23 protein-coding genes and 1 pseudogene are annotated in these 26,469 nt (G+C 64.8%); 8 read left to right on the top strand and 16 right to left on the bottom strand.

Translation table 11 applies throughout. The features are described from left to right. Window position 1: 1 nt before the first annotated feature. From CP556_RS13570 to CP556_RS13555, 4 genes are all read left to right on the top strand, one after another. Window positions 2-1,609 (top strand): electron transfer flavoprotein subunit alpha/FixB family protein, encoded by a 1,608-nt coding sequence (locus CP556_RS13570; RefSeq protein ID WP_098726113.1) that lies wholly within the window; start codon window positions 2-4, stop codon window positions 1,607-1,609. After that, window positions 1,609-3,291: an FAD-dependent monooxygenase gene (locus tag CP556_RS13565; RefSeq protein WP_098726112.1), complete on the top strand. Its 1,683-nt coding sequence runs from the start codon at window positions 1,609-1,611 to the stop codon at window positions 3,289-3,291. Before CP556_RS13570 ends, CP556_RS13565 begins: the two co-directional genes overlap by 1 nt. Before the next feature lies 1 nt (window position 3,292). After that, a complete protein-coding gene (locus tag CP556_RS13560; RefSeq protein ID WP_098726111.1) occupies window positions 3,293-3,697 on the top strand; it encodes a DUF8055 family protein in 405 nt (134 codons plus the stop codon). Between the two features lie 164 nt (window positions 3,698-3,861). Next, window positions 3,862-4,428, top strand: coding sequence for a hypothetical protein (locus CP556_RS13555; RefSeq protein ID WP_098726110.1), 567 nt, complete (start codon window positions 3,862-3,864; stop codon window positions 4,426-4,428). A gap of 21 nt (window positions 4,429-4,449) precedes the next feature. On the opposite strand, the gene phoU (CP556_RS13550) is transcribed toward CP556_RS13555, so the two are convergent. Next, window positions 4,450-5,121, bottom strand: coding sequence for a phosphate signaling complex protein PhoU (gene phoU, locus CP556_RS13550; RefSeq protein WP_098726109.1), 672 nt, complete (start codon window positions 5,119-5,121; stop codon window positions 4,450-4,452). A 183-nt stretch (window positions 5,122-5,304) separates the two neighbouring features. Between phoU (CP556_RS13550) and CP556_RS13545 the strand changes: the two genes are divergently transcribed. Continuing rightward, window positions 5,305-5,772 (top strand): universal stress protein, encoded by a 468-nt coding sequence (locus CP556_RS13545; protein WP_255291458.1) that lies wholly within the window; start codon window positions 5,305-5,307, stop codon window positions 5,770-5,772. A 339-nt stretch (window positions 5,773-6,111) separates the two neighbouring features. On the opposite strand, the gene CP556_RS13540 is transcribed toward CP556_RS13545, so the two are convergent. The 10 genes from CP556_RS13540 to CP556_RS13495 form a co-directional block, all read right to left on the bottom strand. Next, window positions 6,112-6,603: a metal-dependent hydrolase gene (locus CP556_RS13540; protein ID WP_098726107.1), complete on the bottom strand. Its 492-nt coding sequence runs from the start codon at window positions 6,601-6,603 to the stop codon at window positions 6,112-6,114. Between the two features lie 71 nt (window positions 6,604-6,674). Next, window positions 6,675-7,589, bottom strand: coding sequence for a phosphate ABC transporter ATP-binding protein PstB (gene pstB / locus CP556_RS13535; protein WP_098726106.1), 915 nt, complete (start codon window positions 7,587-7,589; stop codon window positions 6,675-6,677). 2 nt (window positions 7,590-7,591) lie between these two features. Further along, window positions 7,592-9,205, bottom strand: a complete 1,614-nt coding sequence (gene pstA, locus CP556_RS13530) for a phosphate ABC transporter permease PstA (protein WP_098726105.1) — start codon at window positions 9,203-9,205, stop codon at window positions 7,592-7,594. Window positions 9,206-9,239: 34 nt separating this feature from the next. After that, window positions 9,240-10,181, bottom strand: a complete 942-nt coding sequence (pstC, locus tag CP556_RS13525; protein WP_098726104.1) for a phosphate ABC transporter permease subunit PstC — start codon at window positions 10,179-10,181, stop codon at window positions 9,240-9,242. 49 nt (window positions 10,182-10,230) lie between these two features. After that, window positions 10,231-11,190 (bottom strand): phosphate ABC transporter substrate-binding protein PstS family protein, encoded by a 960-nt coding sequence (locus CP556_RS13520; protein WP_098726103.1) that lies wholly within the window; start codon window positions 11,188-11,190, stop codon window positions 10,231-10,233. A 511-nt stretch (window positions 11,191-11,701) separates the two neighbouring features. Then, entirely contained in the window at window positions 11,702-12,418 is a 717-nt protein-coding gene (gene phoU, locus CP556_RS13515; protein WP_098726102.1) for a phosphate signaling complex protein PhoU, read from the bottom strand. Beyond that, window positions 12,419-13,342: a phosphate ABC transporter ATP-binding protein PstB gene (pstB, locus tag CP556_RS13510; RefSeq protein WP_098726101.1), complete on the bottom strand. Its 924-nt coding sequence runs from the start codon at window positions 13,340-13,342 to the stop codon at window positions 12,419-12,421. Further along, window positions 13,339-15,489, bottom strand: coding sequence for a phosphate ABC transporter permease PstA (gene pstA, locus CP556_RS13505; RefSeq protein WP_176548189.1), 2,151 nt, complete (start codon window positions 15,487-15,489; stop codon window positions 13,339-13,341). The genes pstB (CP556_RS13510) and pstA (CP556_RS13505) overlap by 4 nt, the downstream gene beginning before the upstream one ends. After that, a complete protein-coding gene (pstC, locus tag CP556_RS13500) occupies window positions 15,486-16,574 on the bottom strand; it encodes a phosphate ABC transporter permease subunit PstC (protein ID WP_255291457.1) in 1,089 nt (362 codons plus the stop codon). The genes pstA (CP556_RS13505) and pstC (CP556_RS13500) overlap by 4 nt, the downstream gene beginning before the upstream one ends. A gap of 103 nt (window positions 16,575-16,677) precedes the next feature. After that, the gene (locus tag CP556_RS13495; RefSeq protein ID WP_098726099.1) at window positions 16,678-17,739 is read right to left on the bottom strand and encodes a PstS family phosphate ABC transporter substrate-binding protein; all 1,062 of its coding nucleotides are present in this window, start codon (window positions 17,737-17,739) and stop codon (window positions 16,678-16,680) included. A 200-nt stretch (window positions 17,740-17,939) separates the two neighbouring features. Here CP556_RS13495 and CP556_RS13490 point away from each other — a divergent pair, with 200 nt between their 5' ends. The 3 genes and pseudogenes from CP556_RS13490 to CP556_RS13480 all read left to right on the top strand — a co-directional run bounded on the left by CP556_RS13490 (window position 17,940) and on the right by CP556_RS13480 (window position 20,256). Continuing rightward, a complete protein-coding gene (locus CP556_RS13490; RefSeq protein ID WP_098726098.1) occupies window positions 17,940-18,275 on the top strand; it encodes a hypothetical protein in 336 nt (111 codons plus the stop codon). A gap of 62 nt (window positions 18,276-18,337) precedes the next feature. Next, window positions 18,338-19,371 (top strand): annotated as a pseudogene (gene twy1 / locus CP556_RS13485) (4-demethylwyosine synthase TYW1). A 69-nt stretch (window positions 19,372-19,440) separates the two neighbouring features. After that, a complete protein-coding gene (locus CP556_RS13480) occupies window positions 19,441-20,256 on the top strand; it encodes a histidine kinase (protein WP_098726097.1) in 816 nt (271 codons plus the stop codon). Window positions 20,257-20,286: 30 nt separating this feature from the next. Here the strand turns inward: CP556_RS13480 and CP556_RS13475 are convergent, their stop codons facing one another. The 5 genes from CP556_RS13475 to CP556_RS13455 form a co-directional block, all read right to left on the bottom strand. Further along, complete coding sequence (locus tag CP556_RS13475) at window positions 20,287-21,729, bottom strand: oligosaccharide flippase family protein (RefSeq protein ID WP_098726096.1); 1,443 nt, start codon at window positions 21,727-21,729, stop codon at window positions 20,287-20,289. A gap of 19 nt (window positions 21,730-21,748) precedes the next feature. Further along, window positions 21,749-23,161, bottom strand: a complete 1,413-nt coding sequence (locus CP556_RS13470; RefSeq protein ID WP_098726095.1) for a sulfatase-like hydrolase/transferase — start codon at window positions 23,159-23,161, stop codon at window positions 21,749-21,751. A gap of 82 nt (window positions 23,162-23,243) precedes the next feature. Then, window positions 23,244-24,260, bottom strand: a complete 1,017-nt coding sequence (locus CP556_RS13465) for a hypothetical protein (protein ID WP_098726094.1) — start codon at window positions 24,258-24,260, stop codon at window positions 23,244-23,246. A 154-nt stretch (window positions 24,261-24,414) separates the two neighbouring features. Then, entirely contained in the window at window positions 24,415-25,332 is a 918-nt protein-coding gene (locus tag CP556_RS13460) for an alkaline phosphatase family protein (protein ID WP_098726093.1), read from the bottom strand. Beyond that, window positions 25,329-26,438, bottom strand: a complete 1,110-nt coding sequence (locus CP556_RS13455) for a sulfatase-like hydrolase/transferase (protein ID WP_098726092.1) — start codon at window positions 26,436-26,438, stop codon at window positions 25,329-25,331. Before CP556_RS13455 ends, CP556_RS13460 begins: the two co-directional genes overlap by 4 nt. Window positions 26,439-26,469: the final 31 nt, after the last annotated feature.

Genomic DNA, 26,469 nt, shown 5'->3' with positions numbered 1-26,469 from the left:
AATGACGGCGATCGATCCGGACGACCACACGGTCGACGAACTGACCGCGGAACTCGACGCCGTCGACGACGAGGACGAACTGCAGGCGATCCTCGAGGCCGAACGAGCAGGTCGGGACCGGGCGACGGCCCGCGAGGCGGTCCACCAGCGACTCGAGGAGATCGGTAGTGACGGCGACGAGAGCGACGGTGTCGAGGAGGGAACGGAAACGGAAGGCGAATACGAAGAGACGGAAGAAGACGTCGGCGACGAAGCCGAGGCCAATGCGGAGGAAGCGGAAGAGACGGACGAGGAACCGGCAGAAGCGGAAGCGGCGGACGACGAACCGGCGGAAGCGGAAGCGGCGGACGATGAACCAGCGGAAGATGACGGTCTCTCACATCCCACCCGCGACAAGAAACACGTTCGGGGACTCGCGGACGGCGACTACGCGGACCTGTGGGTGTTCTGTGAGACCCAGGGCGGCGAGTTGCTCGAGGTCTCGAAAGAGATGCTCGGCAAGGGCCGCGAACTGATGGATCAGTTCGAAGCGGACTACGGGGACGAGGAGCGCGTCGTCGCGTTCCTGATGGGCGACGACTGCGAGGGCCTCGCCGAGGAGTGCATCGCCTACGGAGCCGACGTCGCCGTCTATCACGAGGACGAGCGCCTCGAGCGATTTCTCCACAAGCCCTACACCGAAATCTCGGCGCACATGGCTCGCGGCGAGGGGACCGTCGAGAGCACCGACTGGCGCGACTACGACAAGCCGCGCTACGTCCTGTTCCCGGCAACGAACAACGGGCGGGACCTCTCGGCGAAGGTCCAGGCCGAACTCGACTCCGGGCTCGCCTCGGACTGTTCGGACCTGTTCATCGAAGCGAACGAGATCTCGAACCCGGTCAAGACCGGCGAACCCGGCGTCAAGAAGACCGTCGAGAAGGTCCTGCACATGAAGCGACCGGACTTCTCCGGGTTCGAGTACTCGACGATCCTCTGTCTCGACAATCCGGATCGGGACTTCCACCCGCAGGGCTGTTCGGTGATTCCGGGCAGCTTCGACCCGATCGAGCGCGATCCCGACCGCGAGGGACTCGTCGTCGAACACGACATGGCCCTCGAGGACGACTGGTTCCGCGTCGAGATCACCGAGCACGACCGGCTCGAGGCCGGGATCGACCTCACCGGGCACGACGTGATCGTCTGTCTCGGCCGCGGAATTGCCGACGATCCGACCGAGGGGATGGAACTCGGCCTCGACCTGGTCGACGCGTTCGATGACGCCGAACTCGGCATCACGCGCGGGATTGTCACCTCTTCCTACCAGTTCGAGGGCCACGTCGAACAGCACTCGAAAGAGGAGCGCCAGATCGGCGAGACCGGTCAGGTCGTCGCGCCCGACGTGTACATCGCGGCGGGCGTCTCCGGCGCGGTCCAGCACAAGGTCGGGATGGACGAGTCCGACACCATCGTCGCGATCAACACCGACCCCGACGCGCGGATCCGGGACTTCTCGGACTACTTCGTCGAGGGTGACCTCTTCGAGGTGTTGCCCCGACTCACCGAGGCCGTGGAGGCGGGTGAGACGGCCCTCGAGCCCGAGGCCGTCGCCGACGGAGGTGACGAGTGATGGCGGGACCGACGGACGACTACGAACAGTACGAGGCCGTCGTGGTCGGCTGTGGGCCCGGCGGGGCCGCGGCGGCCGCGCGACTGGCCGATCACGGCGTCGAGACGCTCGTCTTAGAGCGCGGGACCGAAGCGGGCTCGAAGAACGTCTCCGGCGGACTGCTCTACGCCGAGGATTCAGCCCCCTACACGCTCGACGACCTCTTCGACGGCTTCCGCGAGGAGGCCGCCGAGCGGCCGGTCACGGACTACTATATCCACAACGTGGCCGGAAATTCGGTCAAGACCTACGATCTGGCCGATCTCCACGAACACGACACCGACTGGTGTGACGCCGTGCTCCGACGCGAGATGGACTCCTGGCTCGAGAAGCGCGTCCACGAGAAGACGAGCGAGACCGGCGGCGGCGTCCTGACGAACGTGCGGGTGAACGGTCTGCTCGAGGAGAACGGGGAGATCGTCGGCGTCACCTGCGACGAACTCGACCCGATCAGAGCCGATCTGATCGTCGCGGCCGACGGCGTCAACTCCGAACTCGCCCGCGAGGCGGGGCTGATGGACTGGGAGGAGCCCGACGAGTGGTTCCAGGGCGTCAAGGCCGTCGTGGACATGGATCCCGACGCGATCGACGACCGGTTCGATATCGGGCCGGACGAGGGTGCGGCCCACCTGTTCTCGGGCGACCTCTTCGAGGACGTCCGAGGTGGCGGATTCCTCTACACGAACGAGGACTCGCTCTCGATCGGGACCGTCTTCCATCTCGACAGTCTCGTCGAGCAGGAGGCCGAACCCCACGAACTGCTTGATGCGCTGCTGACCCACCCGCTGCTGGCGGGCTGGTTCAAGAACGAGTATCACGAGCGGGAGTACGCGGCGAAGCTCGTCCCCGACTCGAAGAAGGTCGCCCACCGCGAGCCCTATCGCGATCGACTCGTGCTCGTCGGCGACGCCGCCGGCCAGATGCAGGCCCAGGGGCCGATCATCAAGGGAATGAACCACGCCGTCACCGCCGGCGCGCTCGCGGCCGACGCCTTCGCCGTCACCCGCGGCAACAGCGATCCGGACGCTGCGGGCCGCCGATACGCGAAGATGCTCGAGGACTCGGGGACGATGGACAAGCTCCGCCCCCGGCGCTACGAGCTGAGCCGGACCGTCGGCGAAAACGACACCGTTACGGCGGCGGTCGAACGGGTGCTCGAGTCGCCGATCGGCTCGCTCGCGGTCGGCAATCCGATCACGGATCGCCTGCTCCAGCGGGCGTACAACTCGCCGTTCCTCGTGTCGATGCTCCCCGACACGAAGACCGGCTACGTCTCCCTGCCGACGCTGATCGGCGAGGAGCACGGCAAGACGATCCACTGGGAGAGCGAGATCGAACCGCCGACACTCGAGGAGCGCATCGGAGACCTGACCTACGATACCGACGTGGGCAATCCGCACATCGAACTCCGAGACGAATCCTACGCCGCCAGCGGTGCGGCCGTCAGCGCCTGTCCGGTCAGCGCCGAGGACTTCGGCGGCGGCTGTTACCGCTCGGAGACGGTCAAAACGAACGGCAGCGAGGAGACGCTGGTCAGTCTCGACACGCAGCCCTGCGTCGAGTGTGGTACCTGTGCGATCGTCGCTGACACCGAGTGGGAACACCCACGAGGCGGCAAGGGCGTCGAGTACCGCGAGGGATAGGATGAGCCGATACGGTCCCCGGATCGCCGCGCTCGCCCGCCGGGCCGAGCGCGAGCGGGCGGCGCTCGACGCCGACGGTTCGGACGGCGAGACGGCCGTCGATCCGAGACCGGACACCGCCGATACGTACCTGCGCGAGGGAGCGGGTCAGGCCATCTGGCTCTACGTCGAAGCCCGCACCGGCGGCCGACTGGTGCCGTTTACCGAACCCGAGTTCGAGGCGCTCGAGACCGCGATGAACCGCTGGCTCGAGTGTTACACGCGCTGTCACGGCGTCGACCTCGAGGCGGCGTTTACGGTCCGGGAGGCGGCGGAACTGCTGCTCGAAACGCGAAACATCATCGACACGGCCCAGTTGCTGACCCGCGTCCCGAAACGCGACCGGGCGTCGCCACCGACCGGGTAGCGACCCGGGCCGGCACCGACAGACGGGGCAATGTGGGAAACGCCCACAAATTCCGCGCAGACCGGCTCGTACTTGAGTCCCACGCAGTAGACGGGTATTCGACTATTCCCGTTGAGCGCAAAGTCAGCCCGATGGCACGAGACGATCGGTTATCCCGACGGCGAATGCTTCAGTTGACAGGTGTCGCGGCTTCAACGGCAGTCGTTGCGGGCTGTGGTGGCGGTGGCAACGGCAACGGCAACGGCAACGGCGGTAACGGAGACAATGGGGACACGACGATCGAGCCCGGCACGCAGATCGAATTCGACGGGCAGACGGCCGGCTGGCTCGGCATCGCGCCCGATTCGATCGCGGACGCGGAGAACCCGACGCTCGTCCTCCAGGAGGGAGAAACCTACGAGATCGGGTGGACGACCGGCGACGGCGCCCGGCACAACATCGAAATCCGCGACGAAAACGACGAGGTCATCGACGATCTTCAGACGGAGATCGTCACCGAACCCGAAGACCAGTGGCTCGAGTTCGAGGCCAGCAGCGAGATGGCCACGTACATCTGCCAGGTCCACCCAACGACGATGATCGGTGATATTCAGGTCGAAGGCGGCGACGGTGGCGGCGGAGCTGACAACGAAACGGACGGCAACGAGACAGACGGCAACGAAACGGACGGCAACGAGTCGATGGGGAACGAGACCGAGGGTAACGAAACGGAAGATAACGAATCCGAGTAACTCGGTTCTCGAGCGGGGCGTTCAGTAGATGAGTTCGTCGTCGTTTTCGACCATGTAGAGCGTCCGCGCGGCGATGTTGACCGCGTGGTCGCCGACGCGCTCGAGGTCGCGAATCGTCAACAGAAGCCGCGAAACGTCCTGAAGTAACCGTTCGACCTCGCTCGGCGAATCGAGTTCGCGCTCGATGAGGTCGCGAACGACGATCTCGCTGGCTCGTTCGGCGAACTGATCGAGTTCGTCGTCGCGAGCCGCGAGTTCTCGACAGGTTTCGGTGTCCTCGGTATCGTAGGCGAGCATCGCGTCCTCGAGCATGTCGAGAGTGAGGTCGCCCATCTCCTGGACGTCGACGTCGGGGAACAGGTCCTGTTCGGCGTCAAACGTGTACTCGCCGAGGTTGGTCGCGAGGTCGGCGATCCGCTCGAGATCGGTGATGATCTTGAACGAGGCGGCGATGAATCGCAGGTCGCTCGCCACCGGCTGTTGCAGCGCAAGCAGGTCGATACAGTCCTGCTCGAGATCGAGATACATCCGGTTGATCTCGCCGTCGCCCTCGATCACTTCGCGGGCGAGGTCTTCATCTTTCTGCTCGAGGGCGTCGAGCCCCATGCGAAGGCGTTCCATGACAACTTCACTCATGTAGAGCACGTCCTCACGGAGCTCCGTGAGCTTCTCCTGGTAGGATTTTCTGGCCATGATGCACGCACCTGTCCGGGCGAAGATATAGCTTGTGCTCACTGGCCGACCAGCGGTGACCTTGCGACGCTCGGTTTCGTCTGCACGGCGGTCGAATCCGTCGACGTCTGCGAGCGGTCCGCACACCTCCCACCAGAAGTATTGCCACCGTGTAAATGGCTATGTGTTCGTTTCACTATATCCATGACTACAGAACATACGATGGAAAATGATATTGTAATACCAACGGACGGTAGCGAATACGCCGAAAAAGCAGCCGTTGCTGGCTTCGATATCGCCACGAAGATGGATGCCACCGTCCACGCACTCGCCGTCGGTGACATCGACCGCTCGGAGGTGTCGGCCGTGGGCGGAGCACCACCGCGAACGAAAGAAGACGTGACTGAAATCGCGGCCGAGTGGGCAGAGGAACTCACCGCCGACGCCGAAGCCAACGGACTCGAGGCGGAGGCGGTCGTCCGAACCGGCACTCCTGCGGACGAAATCGTCGACTACGCGACGGAGATAGACGCCGACATGATCGTCATCGGTACGGCCGGTCGAAGCGGGTTCGAGAAACGGATTCTCGGAAGCGTTACCGACAAAGTCGTCAGAACGGCCCCGCTCCCGGTCGTGACCGTCCGACCCGACGGGACCGTCGACGCCGCCTGAAACGGTCTGCGACACCTGTGTCCCGGCACACTCGCGACCCGCCAAGCGGACGCGCCGGAACTGACTGACGTAGTCCGTCTGAGCGATCGATCACCTGACGACGGTCCGTGGAGGTCGGAACGTTCGTAGCTCCTGTTCGTCGACATCGTCGAATCAGTTCGGTTCTGAGAGAGGTATGCCCCGTCGATACAGCTCTCGCCGCCCGCCGGGATCGCGTCAGGTAACTGATCGACTCCGTATTCCGGAGATCTCTCGGTCGGGACCGAGGGGCAATCGCTCTCACCGTCACGCTCGATGGTCCGATAGCCGACGGTTTCACCCCCTTCTCGACGTGGTTACCTATCGGAACCGCTCTGAGAGCGTCTCAGGGGGATGGGAGACGACCTGCCGACCGAAATCGTATTTCATACCGAGCAAGCCGCCGAGGATCATGGATACGGCGATGATCGATATCAACATATTCAGTAGCAGCCAATCGACGGAAACCCCGTACAGCGCGAGGTCGAACGGAGCAAAGGGACGGACGCCGCCGCTCAGGGAATCGAGGAGAATGTGCGAGCCAAATCCGATGGCGGCGGCCCGCCAGGGGCCAAACGCGGCGAGGAGGATGGTGAGAGCGATTCCGGCCAGCAGCGAGTGGGTCAATCCCCGATGCATCCACAGCGCCCCCTCGACGTAGCCGAGTTCGACCAGCGGCCGAAAGACGAACGTATCGATGTCGGGGACGGCCGCCGCGAGCGCCGCGACGAGGTACGGTTCCGGCCGTTCGGATCGGAAGAGCAACACGACCAGTGCCAGACTGATCAAAATGTGGACCCCGGTCGCAACCATGTGAGTGGCTATCATGGGGTGCAAACGCATAAACGGCACTGTCAGTACCGGACAGTGATCAGCGGGACGGACTATCCGAATTTGCCGGTAATGTAGTCCTCGACGCGGTCGTGTTCGGGATTCTCGAAGATCTTGTCCGTGTCGTCGAACTCGACGAGTTCGCCGCCGGTCAGGAAGACCGCCGTCTTATCCGAGATGCGAGCCGCCTGCTGCATGTTGTGCGTGACGATGATGACCGTGTACTCCTCGGCGAGATCCTCGATTAGGTCCTCGACCTTCGAGGTCGCGACCGGGTCCAGCGCCGAGGCCGGTTCGTCCATCAGGATCACGTCCGGATCGGGAGCGATCGCTCGAGCGATGCACAGCCGCTGTTGCTGGCCGCCCGAGAGCTCGAGGCCGCTCGAGTCGAGTTGGTCTTTCACCTCGTCCCAGAGCGCGGCCCGACGGAGAGCGTTCTCGACGATCTCGTCGTAATCGCCCTTGATCCCCTGGACGTTCAGACCGTAGGCGACGTTGTCGAAGATGCTCTTGGGGAACGGGTTCGGTGTCTGAAATACCATCCCGATCTTGCGTCGAAGGACGACCGGATCGACGTCGTCGTCGTAGACGTTCTTCCCTTCGAAGCGCAACTCGCCGTCGATCCACGCAGCGTCGACGAGGTCGTTCATCCGGTTGATGCACCGCAGGAAAGTCGACTTCCCACAGCCGGACGGACCGATGATGGCCGTGACCTGCTCGGATGGGATCTCGATGTCGATCGACTGGAGCGCCTGCACGTCGTCGTAGTAGACATCGAGATCTCTCGACTCGATTACGGTTTGGTTTCCGGTCGACGGCGCGCTCGAGTGATCCTCGACGTCGATCGACGAATCGACCAAGGGTTCGGTCGTCGGATCGGATCCCTCCAAGTCGTTACTCGCGAGGCCCTCGTCGGTCGCTTGCGTGTCAGTGCGGCTGTCCGGGTCGCTCATTGGATCTTGTGTCATGGTCAATCCCTGCGTTGATACTTGTTGCGAATGATGATGGCAGCGCCGTTCATCAGGAGGAGAACGACCAGCAGCGTCATGACGCCGGCCGCGAGGACGCCGTGTTGGAACGCCGCGTCGATTTCGCTCGACCAGGTGTAGATCTGGCGCGGCATCGCGCTGAATTTGTTCGTGAAGGAGTCCGGCGCGATCCGGACGACCGCCGGCGCGCCGATGATCAGCAGCGGTGCCGTCTCACCGATCGCGCGCCCCATCGCGAGGATATTGCCGGTCATGATTCCGGGCAGCGCTTCGGGGAGGACGACGTTCCGAACCGTCTGCCACCTGGACGCTCCCATCCCGTAGGAGGCCTGTCGCATCGAGTCGGGAACGGCACTGATCGCCTCCTGCGAGGAGATGATGACGATCGGGAGGATCAGCAGGCCGACGGTGAATCCGCCGACGAGCGCGGTTCCCGACCCGAGCCCGCCCTCCCGAATGAACAGCGCGAGCCCGAGGACACCGTAGACGACCGAGGGGACGCCGGCGAGGTTCCCGATGTTGACCTCGATCAGATCGACGAGCCGCCCCCAGGGCCCCCGATCAGGAGCGTACTCCTCGAGGTAGACGGCGGCACCGACGCCGACGGGGAACGCGGAAACGACGATGACCAGCAGCATCATCACCGAGCCGACCAGCGGGGGATAGAAGCCGGCGTCTTCGGGCGTTCGCGACGGCGGATTGGTGAGAAATTCCCAGTCGAGCCACGAGTTCGGCCCGGCGAAACCGAGCGCCTCCGTGACGACGACGCCGGCGACGATGCCGACGACGACGAGGAGCGGGAACGCGAGGCCAGCGGTGCCGGCTCCGCGCCGGACGACGCTTTCGACGTAGAGGCCGACGGGGACGACGGTGACGACGACCAGCAGCATCCAGACGAACGGACTGATGCCGACGACCGGCGCGAGCCCCAGGCCGGCGGCCGCAGCGACCAGCGTCAGCCCCGCGGCGATCGCCCCGTCGCGGTCGTTCTCGCGCTGCCTCCGAACGAACCAGCCGACGGCGACCGCGACCGGAACGACAGCCGAGCCCAACAGCGCGAGCGCCTCGGTCGGCAGCACCGGCAGCGAGAGGATGAGGTTGGGAATCAGAGAGAGTGCGGCGATCGGAACCGCGACGAGAACGATGAGCCGCTCGAGGTCGGCGGCCGTTCGAACGCGACTGTGAGCGTAGACGACCGCGCCTGCGACGGCGAGCGCGACGAGGATCGAGACCCACTGATAGACGCTGACGATGTGTTCGAACGTGATGAACACGCCACCGGTGAGCAGGAGCGAGACGACCGGCAGTCCGAGCGCGATGGCGGCGGTCTCGCCGGCTCGCGTGTCGCGGGTGTAGTAGTAGCCCGTCGCGCCGAGGGTCGGAAGCAGGAGCGTCGCGGCGAAGGTGAGCGCCCAGCCGGTGTCGGCTGAGAGCGGTCTGAACGCGTCGTTCGCGACGTACAGGAGGAGAACGAAGACGGAAAGCAAGGCGAGCAGGGTCGCTCCCAGACAGAGGGACTTGAACGCCTGGCCGCGAAGGCGGCTGACCGCTTCGTCCGTTCCGTACCATTCGCCGGTGCGCTGGTCGGTCGACATTATCGGTACACCTCCGTCGGTTCGTCGGTGGCGATCATTGGTATTCCTCCTGATATCGTGCCGCCACGTAGTCACTCGCGAGGTTCATGGCGAACGTAATCACGAACAGCGTCAGTCCGAGTGCGAACATACTCAGATACGTCGCCGAGCCGCCGGTCGCGTCGCTCGTCACGGCGTTTACCATCCCCGCCGTCATCGGCTGGCCCGAGTTGAGCAGGTTGTTCAGCGGGTTCGAGAAGTCGAACATCCGCGGCCGCAGGCCGGCGGCCATGACGACGATCATGGTCTCGCCGATCGCCCGCGAGAGCGCGAGGATGAACGACGAGAAAATCCCCGAGACAGCCGCCGGGATTACGATCCCGGTCGAAACCTCATATTTCGTCGCGCCCATGCCGTAGCCGGCCTGTCGGAGCGAATCGGGGACGGAACTCATCGCGTCCTCGGACAGCGACGACACCATCGGGATGATCATGATCCCGACCATGATCGACGCGCTCAACAGGTTGAACGTCCCGACCGGGATTCCGATCGCCTGCAGCGCGGGCGTCAGATAGACCAGCGCCAGGTAGCCGTAGACGACCGTCGGAATGCCGGCGAGAATTTCGAGCGAGGGTTTCAGAACCGATCGCATGCGGTCGCTCGCGTACTCGCTGAGGTAGACGGCGGCCGCCACGCCGGTCGGAACGGCCACCATCGCCGAAACGACGGTGATGATCAGCGTCGCGGTCACGAGCGGCCAGATGCCGAAGTTCCCCCCGTCCCCGGTGACGAACCACTCGGTTTCGGTGAAGAACTCCGCTGCCGGAACCATGTCGAAGAACGTGAGCGCGTCCCTCGCGAGCGTGTAAATGATCGCGACCGTCACGAAGACCGTCAACGCGGCACAGGCGAACAGCAGCCACTTGTAAATGCGTTCTTTGACGACTTGACCCGACGACGATCGCGTCAGATCGACGTCTATCGATCGCTCACTCATTGACGGGGGATAGTTGGGTGATCATCGTGAATCGTTCGGTTCGACCCGATCAGTTCGCCGCGCTCTCTAGCTTCTCGAGGTTCTCCTCGACCTGCTCGTCGCTCGCCGGGACGTACCCGATGTCGGTGATGGTGTCGGTCGACGACTGCTCGATGTAGAACTCGACGAAGTTGTAGACCGGGTCCCGATCGAGCGACTCCTGGCTGACGTAGATGAAAAGCGGCCGTGCCATCGGGTACGTTCCCTCGCTGGCCGCGTCCAGACTCGGCGCGGTACACTCGCCGTCCTCGCTCTCCTTGATCTCGAGCGCCTTGAGGTCGTCCTCGTTCTCTCGGTAGTACGCGTAGCCGAAGTAGCCGATCGCGTTCTCGTTCGAGGAGATTCCCCCGACGAGTTTGTTGTCGTCCTCGGTCTTCTCGTACTGGCTGACGTGGGTCCCGCTGTCGCCGATCACGTTGTTTCTGAACCAGTCGAACGTGCCGGACGTCGAGGGTGGGCCGTAGCGTTTGATCTCCTCGTCGGGCCAGTCGGAGTTGACATCGGACCACGTCTCCGCACCGTCCTCGGACCATATCTGTGCGAGTTCGTCGTAGGTGACGCAGTCGACCGGCGAATCGTTGTGGACGGCCATGGTGACCGCGTCGGCGCCGATCTGGAACTCGATCGGCTCGACGCCGTCGTCGTTACAGTCGCTGACCTCCTCGTCCGCAATCGGCCGCGACGCGCCGTTGATGTCGGAGTCGCCGGGACAGAAGTTGTTGTTGAACCCGCCACCGGTGCCGGTCGGGTCGGTGGTGACGTTGACGCCGTCGTTTTCGTCCATGAACGCTTCGGCGAGCGTGTCGGAGATCGGAAACACCGTACTGCTTCCGGTGACGATGACGCGCTCGTTGTCCCCGTTGCCAGTATTTTCGGTACAGCCGGCAAGCGAGAGCGCGCCCACCGCGCCCGTCGCCGCCAGAACCTTTCGTCGAGAAATCGATCGAGCCGAACGGTCCATATCAGTCATCACGTGAACGTTCGAGTGTGTATAGAAATACGATGCTATGTTAGCTATATAGATCTAAATACCAGATGTAGCTACTAGCGGTCTGGAGATTGGAATAGATACGGCGTCTAGAGAGTCTTAAACTCCATATTTCGGCGACGAATGATGGAAACACGTTCACGAGGTGTTACATAGATGATTATATCGGAAGAGAGCTATAGATTTCACAGAACTATAGTACCGCCCCAATCGGGCGAAGCAACTGACCGTCGACCTAATTCAGAGATGTGGATAACGGTCCCACCGAGGATACGATTATTTCAGTATCAGTCGTCTCCGCTCAAACCATCGACCGTACCGACCGCCCCGCGCCGGACGGCCGTCGCCCAATAGTATCGATGGAACTGGGTCACCGCCACCAGAATCGATCCCGTTCGGATCGTCGGCTTACTCGCCAAGAATCTCCTCGAGCGTCGGCAGATTCGAACGGTTTAGCGAGCGAGTTTGAATCAATAGCTCGACGATCTGTGCACTACCTGAGTAGCTCCTCGTCGCTCTCGAGCGCGTACAGCGTCCGGGCGGCCACGTTCACCGCGTGATCGCCGACCCGCTCGAGGTCGCGAACGATCACGAACGTCCGCGAGACATCGGTCAACACGTCCGCGACTGGCGGGCCGCCGGCCTCGTCCCCGACTCGCTGCTTCTCGTTCGTCCCGCCCCCGGCACGGAGATCGATGAGGGTCCGCACGACGCGCTCGGCGACGCTGGCACAGCGGGCGTCCAGTTCGTCGTCGCGCGTTGCGACGGCAACACAGCCGTCCGGGTCGTCCGTGACGAACGCCTCGATCGCCCGCTCGAGTTGCTCGAGCGCGAGCGCGGCGATCCGTTCGAAGTCGACATCCGGAAGCGTCGGGGCGGAGCCGGTCGACTCTAGCGTGTACTCGGCCAGGTTCGTCGCGAGATCTCCGACCCGCTCGAGGTCGGTGACGATCTTGAACGCGGCGACGACGAATCGCAGGTCGCCGGCGACCGGCTGCTCGAGCGCGAGCAGGTCGAGACAGTCGCCTTCGATCTCGCGGGCGCGACGGTTGACGGCCGAGTCGCCCGCGATAACGTCGCGCGCGAGTTCTCGATCGCCGGCGAACAGCGCGCTGAGTCCGTCCGCGAGCTGCTCGCGGACGAGGTCACCCAGTGCGACGACCGCCTCGCGGAGGCGCTCGAGGCGTTTCCGGTAGTCCTCGCGGGCCATTCACCCGAACTTGCCGGTGATGTAATCTTCGACGCGCTGGCTCCGCGGGTTCTCGAACACCTGATCGGTATCGCCGTACTCCACGAGTTCCCCGCCGGTTAGGAAGACGGCGGTCTGGTCCGAGATACGGGCAGCCTGTTGCATGTTGTGCGTGACGATGACGACCGTATACTCCTCGGCGAGGTCCTCGATGAGGTCCTCGATCTTCGCGGTGGCGATCGGGTCGAGCGCCGAGGCCGGTTCGTCCATCAAGATGATCTCGGGGTCGACGGCGAGACACCTGGCGATGCACAGCCGCTGTTGCTGGCCGCCGGACAGTCCCAGCGCGTTGTCATCGAGGCGGTCTTCAACCTCGTCCCAGAGGGCGGCGTCGCGAAGGCACCGTTCGACCAGTTCGTCCTCTCTCGCTTTCTCGTCGCGTCCGAGTAACCTGGGAACCAACCCACGGTCGATGTCACCGTGTTTTCGCGGGCCGTAGGCGACGTTGTCCCGGATCGACTTCGGGAACGGGTTCGGATGCTGGAACACCATGCCGATGCGTTTCCGCAGTTCGACGAGGTTGGTTCCATCGGCGTAGACGTTCTGCGCGTTGAACGCGACCTCTCCCTCGACGCGAGCGCCTTTGATCCGATCGTTCATCCGGTTGAGACACCGGAGGAACGTGGACTTGCCACACCCCGACGGACCGATGAGCGCCGTCACGCTCCGTTCGGGAATGTCGATCGAGATGTCCTGCAGCGCGTGGTCGTCGCCGTACCAGACGTTCAAATCCTCGACCGAAAGGACCGGGTCGCCGTCGAACGCGTACTCGCGCCACTCCGCTTTCGTGCGCTCGTCGCTCTCGCCGGTCGTCGTTTCATTGCTCGACGGGTATCCGTCGGCTTCCGTTCGGTCCGCTGCCGTGGTAACGCTGGATTCTGTCATTGGTGTAGTTTCCTCCTGAAGTAGCGTCGGCTCGCGACACCCATCGCGAAGAACGAGAGGACGACGCAGAGCAAGACGAGCGCCGTTCCCCAGCCGAATGGCTCTTCGGCAGCGACACCGGCGGTGATAACCGCGTACAGCTGGTAGGGAAGTGCGCTCGCCCGCTCGAGCAGTGCGGGGTTAGAGACGTGGACGAACGGCGGCTGGAGGCTGACCCGGACCATGAAACTGGAGAGGATACCGGGCGACCTGGTCGAGAAGTTCGGCCCGTTCAGGACAAGCAACAGGGGTGCGGTTTCGCCGGCGATTCGACCGACACCGAGGATAACCCCGGTAATGACCCCCGGCATCGATGCGGGGACGACGACGCTTCTGATCGTTTCCCATTTCGAAACGCCGAGTGCGGCGCTCGCGTCACGGTACTCGTCGGGCACGCTCTTCATGGCTTCCCGACTCGTGATGAGCACGAGCGGGAGCAGCATGAATCCGAGCACCAACTGGCTCGCGAAGATGGAGGGGGTACCGCCGAAGCGCGGGACGAGGAACGCGAGGCCGAACAGGCCGAAGACGATGCTTGGGGTGCTCCACAGTCCGTTCGTGGCGATGTCGACCGCGCGGGTGAAGATGCTGTCTTCGGCGTACTCGGTGAGGAAGACGGCGGCACCGACGGCCAAGGGAACCGCGAACACGACCGCGCCGAGAACGAGCCAGATCGTCCCGACCATCGCCGGCATCACGCCTTTCTGGATGCCGAGCCCCTTCGACGGGTTCATCACGAACGGCCAGTCGATGGCACCGCTGGCGGCGATACCGACCGTACCGCCGACGTCGGTACCCGTGACGGTCGCGTGAAGGCAGCAGACGACGAACGCGCCCACTGCGACGGCCCCCATCCGCGACAACGGCGGGATCCACGTCGGAAGATGCCGACCGCTGACGTGCGCGCCAGCGGTCACGACGGCGGTAGCCGCCGAAACGCCACCCACGGCTATCGCGAGTATCGGTACGACCGCGAGCTCGATCCCCGCGACGAGTTCGAGGAGGACGAGAACGGCCATCGCGCCGACGGCGACGGCGAGGAGACGGGCGACGGTACGGCCCGCGCCAATTTCCGGCGACCACGGCCGAGTCGAGCGGCGGAGCACGTCCAGGAAGACGATGCCGACGAGCAGCCCCGGCAGCGCACCGACGGTGCTCGTCGGTTCGACCGTCACCGCGTATCCCGAGAGGGTGTGATTCGCGGCGATCGTATACGCGAAGACGATACCGACGAGGGAGAGCACGACCACCACGGCGAGATGAACGAACGAGACGATTTTGTCCGTGCCGTCGGCCGTCGCCGGGTTGACGTGCCCGACTCTCACCGACAGGACCAGCGCCGCGACGGCGAGAAGTAGCGCCGTCCCGGCACCGACCGTGAGGTTCTCGAGTACGACCGTGATCCCCCGTTCGAACACGAACGTAAGCAGGAAAACGAGCACCGAGAGCGTGAGCAATACGCCGAACGATATCAGCAAGAACGCCCCGTTCTGCCTGCCGCGCGTTCCGAATCCCTCGTACGCGATCGCGCTGGATTGACCCGCGAGGAGGCCGCCGACCATCGTCAGCAACGGAATCGCGATCTGCCCCGGAATGACGGCGTCGAACGACGATGATTCCCACACCCATGTCGGGGAAATCACGCCGGTCAGGAAGACGATGCCGAGGAAGCAGACGAACACTGCGGTGGGGATCGTCGCGCCGAGATCCTCGCGGGCGGTGATCGTCAGCGCGCCGACGAGCAGCCCCACGAACGCCGCGACGACCCATCCCAGCGCGCCGAGTCCGAGCGTAGTTCCGGCGAGAAAGCCCGCGGTGACCGTCCAGAGCGGCATTTGAACGAGCACGGCGCCGAGACCGGGCGAGCGGTCGGGAGTCGTCCGAACGCCGCCCCACCGCGAGAACGCACCGAGCATCCCGGTTGCCAGACCGAGCGAAAGTAGTGCGACGCCGAAGTACGTTGCCAGACTCTCGACGGCGATCCACTCGAACAGCGCCGCGGTCCCGAGGGCGAACGCCCCGAACGAACCGATGACGACGGCTATCGCGAATCGTTCGTAGGTCGTCCCGCCGCTGTCGACGAGTTGCACGTCGTAGGCGTCGCTCATTGTCCACCCCGCAGCTTGCGGTGCATCCGCCGTTCGATGAGCTCCGAAACGATACCGAGACCAGTGACGATGGTCATCAGGAGGACGCCGGCGGCGAACAGCGCGCTCCAGAACAGTTCGCCGGGCGTCACGTGTCCGTAACTGGAAGCGATGAGCGTCGTCAGCGTTTCCGTGCTATCGAAGACGTTGTACGGTTCCGGTTGGGGCAGCCTGCGACTGTGTGAGATCATGACCGTCGCGGCCATGGTCTCTCCGATTGCTCGGCCGACTCCGAGCAACACGGCCGCCGAAATACCGGAGAACGCGGTCGGGATGGAGACGCTTTTCATCGTCTGCCAGTCCGTCGCACCCATCGCCATGGATCCGTCTTTCATCGACTGCGGGACAGCCGAGAGAGCGTCTTCGGCCACGGAGACGACCGTCGGGAGCGCCATGAACCCGATCACGAGTCCGATCGCGAACAGCGCGCCCGGACTGATCGACAGCATACTCCCGACGTACGGGTTGATGATCGTGAACCCGATGAACCCGTACACGATCGACGGGATCCCCGCCAACAGTTCGACGGCCGGCTTGACGAGTTCGCGCAGCCACTCCGGCGCGATCTCGCTGATAAATAGCGCGCCGGCGACGCCGAACGGTGCCGCGACGAGAATCGCGATGACCGTCGTGAGCAGCGTCCCCCAGATCATCGGGACGAGCGAGAACTGTCCCTGCGAGGTGCTCCACGCGTTCGAGCCGAACGGCCAGATGAGATCGAGACCGGCGTAGCGAAACATCGGAATCGCTTCGCGGACCAGAAACGCCGCGATCAGGCCGAGCGTCGAGAGCGTTGCAGCGGTCATCAGAAACGTCACGATCTTCGCGGTCAGCGCCTGTCGGACAAGCCAGCCGGCGCCGACGGCCAGCAGGAAGCCGTACAGGAACGTGATCGTCCACGCCGACTGGACGATGAAACCGACGAACGCCCCGATGATCAGCAGTATCTGTGCCGTCGCAAGGAGCAGACTCGGCCGGTCCAGTTCCATCGCCGTTCGAACCAGCGACAGCGTTCGGCGCGACGTCTGCGACGCCGCTTGCGACATCGTCGTGCGTATATTCAATATACCTAACATGATAGCGTATGGTTCTCGGCTTGGAGACGGTCAGGCCGGACGAGAGCCGGGTGACGCGAGTCGGAAGCGCGGCTCAGGCCTGGTCCGCCAGCTTTCCTCGTTCCTCCTCGCGGCGCTCCGTCGGGAGTTTGAAGTAGTTGTTCGGTTCGACGAAGTTCTGCTGCCCGAAGTCCGAGAGGATCATGTTGAGGAAGGCGCTCTCGCGATTGTCGGTATCCTCGTAGGTGTAACAGTGAAGGTCGCGGCTGAGCGGGTACTCCTTCGCACCGAGGTTGTTGCCGTACTCGTAGAGGGTGCCATCCAGCTCGAGGCCGATCGGCGGGGTCGCGCCGTCCGGTTCGACGAACGCGAGCGCGATGTAGGCGATCGCGTTGTCGTTTTGCTCGACGAGGGTCGCGACCTGCTGGTTCTGACCTTTCCGTGTGTCGGGTTCGATCGGCTCCTCGGGGTCACCGTAGAGGTTGTTACGGAACGCGGTGTCGGTCCCGGAGTCCTCCGCGCGGCCGATGGCGTAGATCTCCTGGTCCGGGCCGCCGAGTTCGCTCCAGTTCGTGATCTCCTGTTTGTAGATTGCGCGGAGTTCGTCGCCGGTGACCTGCGTGACGCCCGCGTCGTATATTTCCCGGCTCACGACGATCGGCTGGCCGTCGACGGCGACGACGTGGTCGACGATGTTGTCCAGTTCTTCGTGGTCCGATCCGAGGATGGATTCAGCCGTCGAACTCGCGTCACCGATATCGACGCGCTCGTTGATGACGCCCTCGACACCCGTCCCGGAGTGGCTCAACGCGATCTGTGTCGAAAACGGCGGGACGCTGCGCTCTTCGGTCGGTTCGAAGCCGTAGAGGCCCGCCCAGTAGTCAGCGAGGTTCTCGTCCGTATCGATGTCGTACTGTCCCGGACCCCAGTACTCCTCGTCGTCGGCCGGCGGGTTCCCGTTCCACAGCGAATCGGCGTCGTTGGTGATCGGATAAACGGTCGACGAGCCGTCGGCCGTCAGCGGTTCGGTACCGTTGCCCTCGTCTGCGTTTCCGAGACAGCCGGCGGCCGCCATCGTCCCAATAGCGCCGGTCGCCGCAATGAACTTCCGTCGCGATACCCCGTCAGCAGAGCGTCCGAACTGGTTGTCTGCCATCACGTGAGTGATTCGAGAGGCTATAAAAATAGGATGCTATGAGCCATATATATCGATCAGTGAGCACATAGCCCTATATAGTTTCGAACGGGTGCCGGCGTGACCGCTCGAGGCGACTATCGCCGCGAATCGCCCTATTAACGCGTCCGCTCGTGGGAGACTCTCAGAACGCTTTTCCCCTCGTTCTCGTAAGACGAGGTATGGTTTCGCTGCAGGGGGTCGCCGTCGCGGTGGTCGGGTTCGCGGTCGTCCTCGGCTGTGCCGGCGTCGTCTACCGAGATGCAATTCGGCTCGAGATCTCGAGACCCGCGCTCTGGGCGGGAATCGTGTTCGCCGCCTGTGGCGGCGCGCTGGCCCTCTATCTCGCTCCCCCGGACGTGCCGATCCCCGGCCTGCTCGTGCTCGTCGTCGGCGGGCCGGCGCTCTACCTGTTCGAGCGCGACGACACCCGACACGGCGACGAGCCGCCGGATCCCCACTCGCTGCCGGAGGGGCCAGGCGGCGATTCCTCGAGCGAGCGGCAGGGCGACGAGTGACTGATTCAACGAACTCGCCACACCACACGTCTTTTGACTGCGCCCGTCCAACGGCCGACAACATGAGCGACTCCGCGAACCCCGGGGCCGACGGCGCGAGCGCCGACGTCGACAGCGGCGACGGCGACGACGGCGGGCCGGCACAGGTCTCGAGCCCGGATTATCACAGCGAGAATCACACGGCCGCCCAGACCTGCGGCTGGACAGCCAACGCCCTGCGCGGCGAGGGGAAGTGTTACAAGAACATCTTCTACGGCATCGAGTCACACCGCTGCATCCAGATGACGCCGGTCGTCCGGTGTAACGAGCGCTGCGTCTTCTGCTGGCGCGACCACAAGGGCCACTCCTACGAGATGGACGACGTCCAGTGGGACGACCCGAGGAAGTCGTCGACGCCTCGATCAAACTGCAGAAGAAACTCCTCTCGGGCTTCGGTGGGAACGAGGAGGTCCCCCGCGAGGTGTTCGACCAGGCGATGGAGCCCCGCCACGTCGCCATCTCGCTGGACGGCGAACCGACGCTCTACCCCTACCTCCCCGAACTCATCGAGGCCTTCCACGACCGCGACATCACCACGTTCCTCGTCTCGAACGGCACCCGGCCCGAGATGCTCCGGGACTGCGATCCCACGCAACTGTACGTCAGCGTCGACGCCCCCGAGCGCCACACCTTCGATCAGGTCGTCGGCGCGATGGAAGCGGACGCCTGGGAGAAACTCCTCGAGACGATGGACGTCCTCGCGGACAAAGACGAGACCCGGACGGTCCTCCGAACGACGCTCGTCAAGGGCGAGAACATGCGGAATCCGGACTGGTACGCCGGCTTCTACCAGCAGGCCGACCCCGACTTCATCGAGCTGAAGGCGTACATGCACGTCGGCCACTCGAGAGGGCGACTCGATCGCTCCGCGATGCCCGAACACGAGGAAGTCATCGAGTTCACCGAGGACGTACAGGAGTACATGCCCGGATTCGACGAGGTCATGGGGGTGCCGGCCTCCCGCGTCGCGCTCCTCTCGCAGACCTCGGACACGTGGGTCCCGAAGCTCCAGAAGGACAGCGAGTTCTGGGAGCGGGATCCGGTCACCAGCGACTGAGACTGCCGTTTCGCCGGTACTCCCCGATCGGCGAGAACGTTTAAGAATCGAATTCGACAACGTGTACAGGTGACACTTCGATCGTTTATCGACGAGGTTGGCCCCCCGAACCAAACGATCGCGGTTATCAGCGACGACGCGATGGGTCCCCTCGAGTCGATGCTCGCCGAGACGTTCGGGGACCAGCCGATCGCCGTCGAGAGCGGGCTCAGGGCGGACGACATCGCCGATCCGCCGCCGGCAGTGGCCCGGACGCTCGAGGCGGACGGCGACACGGCCGTCCTGCTCGAGGACGGGCGACCGGTCGCTGCCTCCTCGATGCTCGAACTGTACGACTCGTTGCTCGCGATCAATTCCGATCTATTCGTCACCGGCGCGCGCGGCATCGGCGAGATCGAGTTCCCCGACGTCCTGGCGGGCCTCGAGAACACGCGACTTCGGCTTCGCGGCTATCCGCTCGCGCACAAGGAGAAACTGCTGTTGATCCTCGTCTCGCGCTACATCGAGCAACGGACCTGGAACGCGGGCAGCGGGACCCTTCACAGCGCGTTTCAGCGACTCTCGCGCATCGACGACGAGATCGGGACCGCCGAGGTCTACGCCGAACTGGCGGCGACGGACGTCGAGACCCACGTTTACGGCGTCGACGACGGGACGGCGGTCGGCCTCGATCTGACCGTCCACACCGGAACGGAGGCCGAGTATCGGGACGCCTGGTTCGTCGTCTACGAACCGGACGACTCCGCCGCCCGCGCGGACGGAGAGGCGGCCCAGCCGTTGGCATTGCTCTGTCTCGAAACCGAGCCGCGCATCTGGGACGGGTTCTGGACTGCCGATCCGGCACAGGTCGCAACGATCGCCGATTATATCGCCGAGAACCTGTAACAACGTCCAACCACCATGAGCGGCCGGGGCCTACAACTCGAGTCGCGAACTGCGGACGACGCCTCTGATCGTCACGCGGAGCTTCCGGCTGATGGCCGTCAGCGTGACGCCGTACACCGCCGCACCCAGTGCGACGATCGCGAGGAGCTGATACCAGTGGTCGATCGGGACGGCGCGCTCGGCGGCGACGACGACGACGAACATCACCGCGCCGGCCGCGAACTGCTCGCCGAGCGTCCGGGGAAACAGGACGACCGACGAGAGCTCCCGCTTGACGACGGCGGCCGAGAGCACGTATCGGAGCGTCTCGGCGACGGCCGTCGCGACCACGACGCCGATCGCGCCGTAGGCGAGCGTCAGCGCGACGCCGAGAGCCACGTTGATCGCCAGCGTCAGGGCTGAGACGCGCGTGTTGACGTCCGGGCGGTCGATCCCGTAGAGCACGCTCGTGAGCACGCCGGCCTGGGTCTTCGCGATCTGGTACGCCGCGAGTCCGACGAGGAGTCCCGCGGCCGCGGCGTAGTCGGGACCGAAGAACGTCACCACGAGCTGTTCGGACAGCGCGACGGCACCGAAGAACATCGGGATCGCAAAAATGCTCGTGAACGAGAGGGTGTTCGAGACGTCCGTTCCAAGCTCCTCGTCCTTACTGTGGCGGTGGCTCACGCGAGCCATCAGGCCGCTCGAGGCGGCCATCGTCACGAACGTCGCCGGCACCGTGAGCTTGAGCGCGACCTCGTACCGTCCGGCGGCGGCGGGGGCGAGCAGATAGCCCAGCAGGATGATGTCGAAGCGGTCGTAGGCCTGTCCGAGAAACGAGTTCGGAATGCTGTACCTGGCGTACGACCAGAGGTTCGACACGGTCGCCCGGCTCGGCGCGACCGGCCGCGTTCGGACGTAGTACCAGAGGACCGGGACCGTCAGGAACGTCGCCGCGGCCAGCCCGTAGGCCATGCCCGCAGCGCCGAATCCGAGGACGATCAGGCCGAGCTGGAGCGGGAATGTGAGCAGCGACCGGAGCGTATCGGTCCACATCGAGGCCCCGACGCGGCCGCGGGCCTGCACGATCAGATCGAGCGGTTCGAACAGCGTGACCGCGAACAGCAAGACGACGAACAACACCGGCGCGTCGGGGAGGCCCGTGTAGGAGGCGAGCCAGCTCGCGGCGACGGCGGCGGCTGCGATGGCCAGCGCCATCCACACTAGCGTGAACAGCCCCTGGCTGCCGATCAGCTCCCCCGACGGGGCGTCGGCCTCCGAATACCGCTTTTTGACCGCCGTTCCCCAGCCGTTGACCGCTCGATCGGCGATCTTCACCAGCGAAAAGAGGAGGTAGTAGCCGCCGAATCCGGTCGGTCCGAGCGCTCGAGCGAAGACGATCGTTCCGAGGAACCCGATCGCGGCCATCGTGAACTTCGCGGCCGTCGCCTTGACCGTCTCGCCCCCGAGGCTGACCGACGTCGCGTCGCTCATGGCTGTACTGAGACGGCAGTCACAGATACCCCAGATCTTCGAGTTGTGATTCGAGCCCGGAGAGATCCGCCTCGCCGAGGCCGTCTCGCATCTCTAGGTCGGCGATCAGTCCCTCGAGGTCCGACTCGAGGGGCGCCGGGTCGCAGTCGCCGAGCAGTTCGGTTCCGAACGGGCCCTCGAAATAGTAGCAGTCGGCCGTCGCGATACCGTGGCGCTCGCGGTCGACGGGCGCGATGTCGTAGCCGTCCGCCTCGAGCGCGAGCGCTCGTCGCTTCGAGATGCCGTGGTACTCGAGCAGCGCGTTCGCCCGCGGGTCCGTCACGATTGGGTCGCTCGAGAGCAGCGGCCGAAACGACTTCCCGCGGCGGTGGTCGGACTCGATTCCGGCGAGGTCGAGCACCGTCGCGTAGACGTCCAGCAGATTCACGAGGGCGTCCCGCGTCGCTCGCCCCGCGCCGTCCGCGTTCGGGGTTCGATCGTCGGGGTTCGGTCCGGGCGCGGAGACGACCAGCGGAATCCGCGTCACGGGCGGGTGGAGCCCGCCGCCGTGTTGCCACGCACCGTACTCCCCGAGCGCTTCGCCGTGGTCGGCGAGCGTCACGACGTAGTCGAACTCCGCCGCGAGTTCGCCGTAGATGTCGCGGTATATGTCCGACAGGTACTGCACGGCGTCGTCGTACGCGGTCCTGATCCGGTCCGGATCGGCCGACGGCTCCCGGAGCGTAGCCTTCACGCTGTCGAAGTGGGGCGACTCCTCGTCCGGATAGGTGCGGTACTCGTCGGGCGGATCATACGGCAGGTGGGCCTCCATGAGGTTCGCGAAGAGGAACTCGGAATCTCGGTTCCACGAGCTATCGCGGACGTACTCGCGGAACTCGGCCGCGCCGTCGTCGGGGTGGCGGCCCGTGAGTCCCATATCTCGGAGCTTCATCAGGGCGCCCTGTTTCAGCGACTGGGTCGTGTCGCAGTCGTCGTCGACGCAGCGCCAGAGCGCCCGGAGGTAGCGCTCGGGGCCGTCGGAGCGGTGTTCGGCGATGAACTCGTCCCAGTCGAAGACGTCCTCACCGAGGCCGCGGAGCCGCCAGCCGCCGTCGAACTCGTCGAACCCGTGGTGCCAGCCCAGTTGCGCCGAGATATTGACGTTACAGCTGAACGCCCGCGTGCGATACCCCCGATGCTGCAACAGTTCGGGAAGACGCGTGGTCTCTCGATCGAACTCCTGTGATTTGATCGTCACGCCGGCCTCGACCGCGTAGCGACCGGTAAACAGCGAGGCGTGGGCCGGGGCCGTCCAGTGGGTCGTACTCCACGCGTTCGTGAACTGCACGCCCGGCAGCCACTCGAAGTGCTCGTCGAACGAATCCGCGCGAAGCGTGTCGAGCACGACGAGGGCGATGGATGGCTCGTCTCCCATAGTCGCGGTTCCGTTCATCGTTCCATATCTCCGGTAAAGAACCTACTCCCGGCGATGGAACCGGCTGCAGGAGGCCGTCGAGTCACCGTCACGGCTCCGCTCACAGGACCGTTGCGATTCCTTCCTCGAGCGCGTCGACCTGCGCGTCCTTCTCGCGCTCGAGTTCGTCCATCTCGAACCGGACCGGCTCGCTCGTGACGTCGCCGTCGATCGGGACCCGATCGAACAGGTTCGCTCGAGGAGTGTCGAAGTAGAACTGAGCCCGGTTGCCGTAGGTCAGCGCAGGAAGGCAGGCGTGGATCCGGTCCGATCGCACCACGTCCGCGTTCGCGTAGAGGAAGAGGTAATCGGTCACGAGGTCGGAGACGAAGACGTTCTCCGCCTCGAACAGCGGCGTCTCGAGGCCGACCAGTTCCCGCGCTCGCTCGCCGACCGGGAAGTGATACGGTTCGTCGAAGGGGGCGTGATCGGGCCGAACGATCGTCGGCGTCGAGGTCTCGTCGATATCGGGTTCCTCGCCCTTGTCGAACGTGTGGACGTCGAACTCGCGGTTCGCCTCCGGCGGCTGGTGAGCGTCGCCCAGGAACAGCGAGCAGTCGATGCCGTCGTACAGGTACTCGACGAGGTCGCCGTACTCCTCGTAGGCGGTCCGGTCCCGAGTGAGCAACACGCCGATGTCGAGCGCGTCGAAGACGGCCTCGACGTACCGCCGCTCGTCCTCGTCGTACTCCTCGCCGCCTCCGCCGATAATAATGATCGGAATATCTCGCTCCCTGAGTTGCCGGAGCGTGTCGTAGTACTTCCGAAAGGTCGGTCGAGAGAGCACGCAGCCAGGCAAGACGGCCAGGTCGGCGTCGATCAGTTCGCTGACGTTCATCGTATTCCGCCGAATCCGGTGGGTCGGCGACTCGTAGTCGGACTGCCCGATCCCCGTCATCCGAGCGAGCTTCCGGGTGCCGCCCCACAGCGCCGCGGTGTCCGCCGCGTGGTTGGGATAGCCGCCCGTTTCGACGATCTCCGCGTCGGGAAACGCCCGCTCGAGCATCGCTCTCGCCCCGTAGTCGATGAAGCCGTTCCCGATGTTCGTCGTCCACGTCCGGAGAAGCAGGATTCGCATTGCGGGTTGCTCCACCGGAATCGGTGATAATTATGCAGCGACTACGACCGTTGAACGGTCCGTTTCGACGCTGCTCACTCGTTCCGACCGCCGCATCGTTGCGTTGCCGCATCGCCGCATTGCCGCATCGCCGCATTGCTGCATCGCTGAACCGTCAATCGAGGTAGCCGAGTTCGCGCAGGCGGTCGGTCGGCATGTCGATCCCCTCGTCGCCCCCGGGCGCGCTCGCTCCGGACGCCGCCGCGCGTTCCTCCACCCATTGCCGCACGTCGTACACCGACTCCGGAGCGGTCTCGGTCGTGGAACTCGCGTACGCGCGCCAGGAGTGACTCGCCGGCTTCTCGCCCGCGTCGGGCGGATAGAACGCGGCGCGCATCCCGTGATCGCTGACGACGAGGAGGTCGTCGTCCTCGCCGAGAGCGGCGACGACCTCCGCGACGTACTCGCCGACTCGATCGTAGGCGCGACCCAGCGCGGCTTCGTCGTCGGCGTAGGCGTGGCCCGCCGCATCGAGCGTGTGGATGTGGACCCCGGCGATCGAGACCGGGTGCGCGAGCATCTCGCGGGCCCAGCCGAACTGCTGGGCGCAGAGGCCGAACAGTTCGCGCTCGAACTCGTGGCGAGGCATCCCCTCCGCGACGGCGTTCATCAGGTCCCAGGCCCGCTGGAGCGGCCGTCCGTCGTGGACGCCCGGCCAGTTGTGGACGACCGCATCGTCGGCGTCGAACATCGACTCGCGGTCCGTCTCGCCGATGCGCTCGCGGTTACCGGTCCGCGACCGGACGAGCTTGCCGAGCGTTCCCCTGGTCGACTCGTCGAGGCGACCGGTGAACGACGACGCGAAGTCGAGCGCGGGGTTTTTCCACTCGCTCGTGCCGCCGCCGGTGATCCCGTGTTCGGCCGGCTCGAGCCCGGTCGCGACGGTCGCCCAGACCTCCGGCGTGTACGGCACGGACTGCGTGTTCGCGAACGTCTCGATCTCGCCGCCGGACTCGAGGCGGACGGCGTCGAGGTCGAAGTGGTCGACCAGTCCGGCGTCGAGCGCGTCGAGCGCCAGGACGACGACAGTCATGCGTATCCCAGATCCTCCAGATCTTCCTGCAGCGCGTCCTCCTTGACGACGTAGGCGGGATCGAACCGCTCGAGTTCCCCCTCGAGACCGGGGTCTTCCACCCTCTCGCCGTCCTCGAGTCGATACGTTCCCTCCTTCGTCGCGATGCGGTCGGCGGTCATCGCGGCCTTTCGATCCCCGTAGGCGGCGAAGGCGATTTCGCGCTCGAGCGTCCCCTGGCGGTGTTCGACGCCAGTCAGGATCGTCGGAACGTCGATCAGGGAGACGACCTCGCCGAGGTCGGGCGCGTTCCGCGTGCCAAAGGGGACGTTCAGGAGTTCGGGCCGCATCTCGCCGGGGTGGCCCCACAGGCCGTCCTCGCCGAGGAGTTCGCCGTGATCGCCGCAGAAGACGACGCGAGCGTCATCGGGGATCGCGTTCCAGAGGGACTCGAGGGCCGCGTCGAGTTCGGCGATCTCCTGCCGGTAGAGCTCTCGAACGAGGGCCTCGTCCTCGTCGGAGCCGCGACCGGAAAGCACGCGGCGAGTGATCCGCTGTGCCGCCGCTCGGTCGATATCCGCGCCGTCGGGGTCGTAGGGATGGTGGGGTTCCATGAAGTGCAGCCAGCCGAACCACTCCTCGCGGCCGTCGATTTCGGCTCGGAACTGGTCGACGACGTCGTCCGCGGGCCGGAACGACTTCTCGGTCTCGTCGACGTAACTCCGGAGTTGCTGGTATCGGTTGTAGCCCCAACTGGCGATTTTGTAGGGAAGCGAACCGCGCTCGAGCACGATCGCCCCCTTGTCCTTCAGCGACTCACCGCCGCCTTTGGGCGATGTGAACGAGTCGAACCCGGTCGCGTAGTCGTACTCCGCGGACAGCAGGTGATTCGTCGTGATTCCGACGCAGTGGGCGTCGAACTCGTGGGCGACGCTGACCGTCGGCTCGAGCCCGTTGCCGGCCGGGTACTCCCCGCCGATGATCGCCGGGAAGCTGCCGGGCGTCGCGGTGCTCGTGGCGAAGGCGGCGTCGTGAGTATCGTCCAGAAATGACAGGGTCCGGGGCATAAACTGCACGTGATCGGTTCGAAGCGAGTCAACCGTGACTAGCAGGGTCGTGTCCGTCATGTGTTCGTGCTCTCCGTTCGAATCGAATTCG

It is taken from the genome of Natrinema sp. CBA1119, assembly GCF_002572525.1.
GTDB lineage: Archaea > Halobacteriota > Halobacteria > Halobacteriales > Natrialbaceae > Natrinema.
The sequence above is the reverse complement of the archived record's forward strand: the minus strand, read 5'-3'. Positions and strand labels throughout refer to the sequence as shown.

Excerpts from the sequence above, each read along its gene's own strand:
- CP556_RS13570 (WP_098726113.1), top strand. The coding sequence starts at position 2 with ATGACGGCGATCGATCCGGACGACCACACGGTCGACGAACTGACCGCG.
- CP556_RS13565 (WP_098726112.1), top strand. The coding sequence starts at position 1,609 with ATGGCGGGACCGACGGACGACTACGAACAGTACGAGGCCGTCGTGGTC.
- CP556_RS13560 (WP_098726111.1), top strand. The coding sequence starts at position 3,293 with ATGAGCCGATACGGTCCCCGGATCGCCGCGCTCGCCCGCCGGGCCGAG.
- CP556_RS13555 (WP_098726110.1), top strand. The coding sequence starts at position 3,862 with ATGCTTCAGTTGACAGGTGTCGCGGCTTCAACGGCAGTCGTTGCGGGC.
- phoU (WP_098726109.1), bottom strand. The coding sequence starts at position 5,121 with ATGGCCAGAAAATCCTACCAGGAGAAGCTCACGGAGCTCCGTGAGGAC.
- CP556_RS13545 (WP_255291458.1), top strand. The coding sequence starts at position 5,305 with ATGACTACAGAACATACGATGGAAAATGATATTGTAATACCAACGGAC.
- CP556_RS13540 (WP_098726107.1), bottom strand. The coding sequence starts at position 6,603 with ATGGTTGCGACCGGGGTCCACATTTTGATCAGTCTGGCACTGGTCGTG.
- pstB (WP_098726106.1), bottom strand. The coding sequence starts at position 7,589 with ATGACACAAGATCCAATGAGCGACCCGGACAGCCGCACTGACACGCAA.
- pstA (WP_098726105.1), bottom strand. The coding sequence starts at position 9,205 with ATGTCGACCGACCAGCGCACCGGCGAATGGTACGGAACGGACGAAGCG.
- pstC (WP_098726104.1), bottom strand. The coding sequence starts at position 10,181 with ATGAGTGAGCGATCGATAGACGTCGATCTGACGCGATCGTCGTCGGGT.
- CP556_RS13520 (WP_098726103.1), bottom strand. The coding sequence starts at position 11,190 with ATGACTGATATGGACCGTTCGGCTCGATCGATTTCTCGACGAAAGGTT.
- phoU (WP_098726102.1), bottom strand. The coding sequence starts at position 12,418 with ATGGCCCGCGAGGACTACCGGAAACGCCTCGAGCGCCTCCGCGAGGCG.
- pstB (WP_098726101.1), bottom strand. The coding sequence starts at position 13,342 with ATGACAGAATCCAGCGTTACCACGGCAGCGGACCGAACGGAAGCCGAC.
- pstA (WP_176548189.1), bottom strand. The coding sequence starts at position 15,489 with ATGAGCGACGCCTACGACGTGCAACTCGTCGACAGCGGCGGGACGACC.
- pstC (WP_255291457.1), bottom strand. The coding sequence starts at position 16,574 with ATGTCGCAAGCGGCGTCGCAGACGTCGCGCCGAACGCTGTCGCTGGTT.
- CP556_RS13495 (WP_098726099.1), bottom strand. The coding sequence starts at position 17,739 with ATGGCAGACAACCAGTTCGGACGCTCTGCTGACGGGGTATCGCGACGG.
- CP556_RS13490 (WP_098726098.1), top strand. The coding sequence starts at position 17,940 with ATGGTTTCGCTGCAGGGGGTCGCCGTCGCGGTGGTCGGGTTCGCGGTC.
- CP556_RS13475 (WP_098726096.1), bottom strand. The coding sequence starts at position 21,729 with ATGAGCGACGCGACGTCGGTCAGCCTCGGGGGCGAGACGGTCAAGGCG.
- CP556_RS13470 (WP_098726095.1), bottom strand. The coding sequence starts at position 23,161 with ATGAACGGAACCGCGACTATGGGAGACGAGCCATCCATCGCCCTCGTC.
- CP556_RS13465 (WP_098726094.1), bottom strand. The coding sequence starts at position 24,260 with ATGCGAATCCTGCTTCTCCGGACGTGGACGACGAACATCGGGAACGGC.
- CP556_RS13460 (WP_098726093.1), bottom strand. The coding sequence starts at position 25,332 with ATGACTGTCGTCGTCCTGGCGCTCGACGCGCTCGACGCCGGACTGGTC.
- CP556_RS13455 (WP_098726092.1), bottom strand. The coding sequence starts at position 26,438 with ATGACGGACACGACCCTGCTAGTCACGGTTGACTCGCTTCGAACCGAT.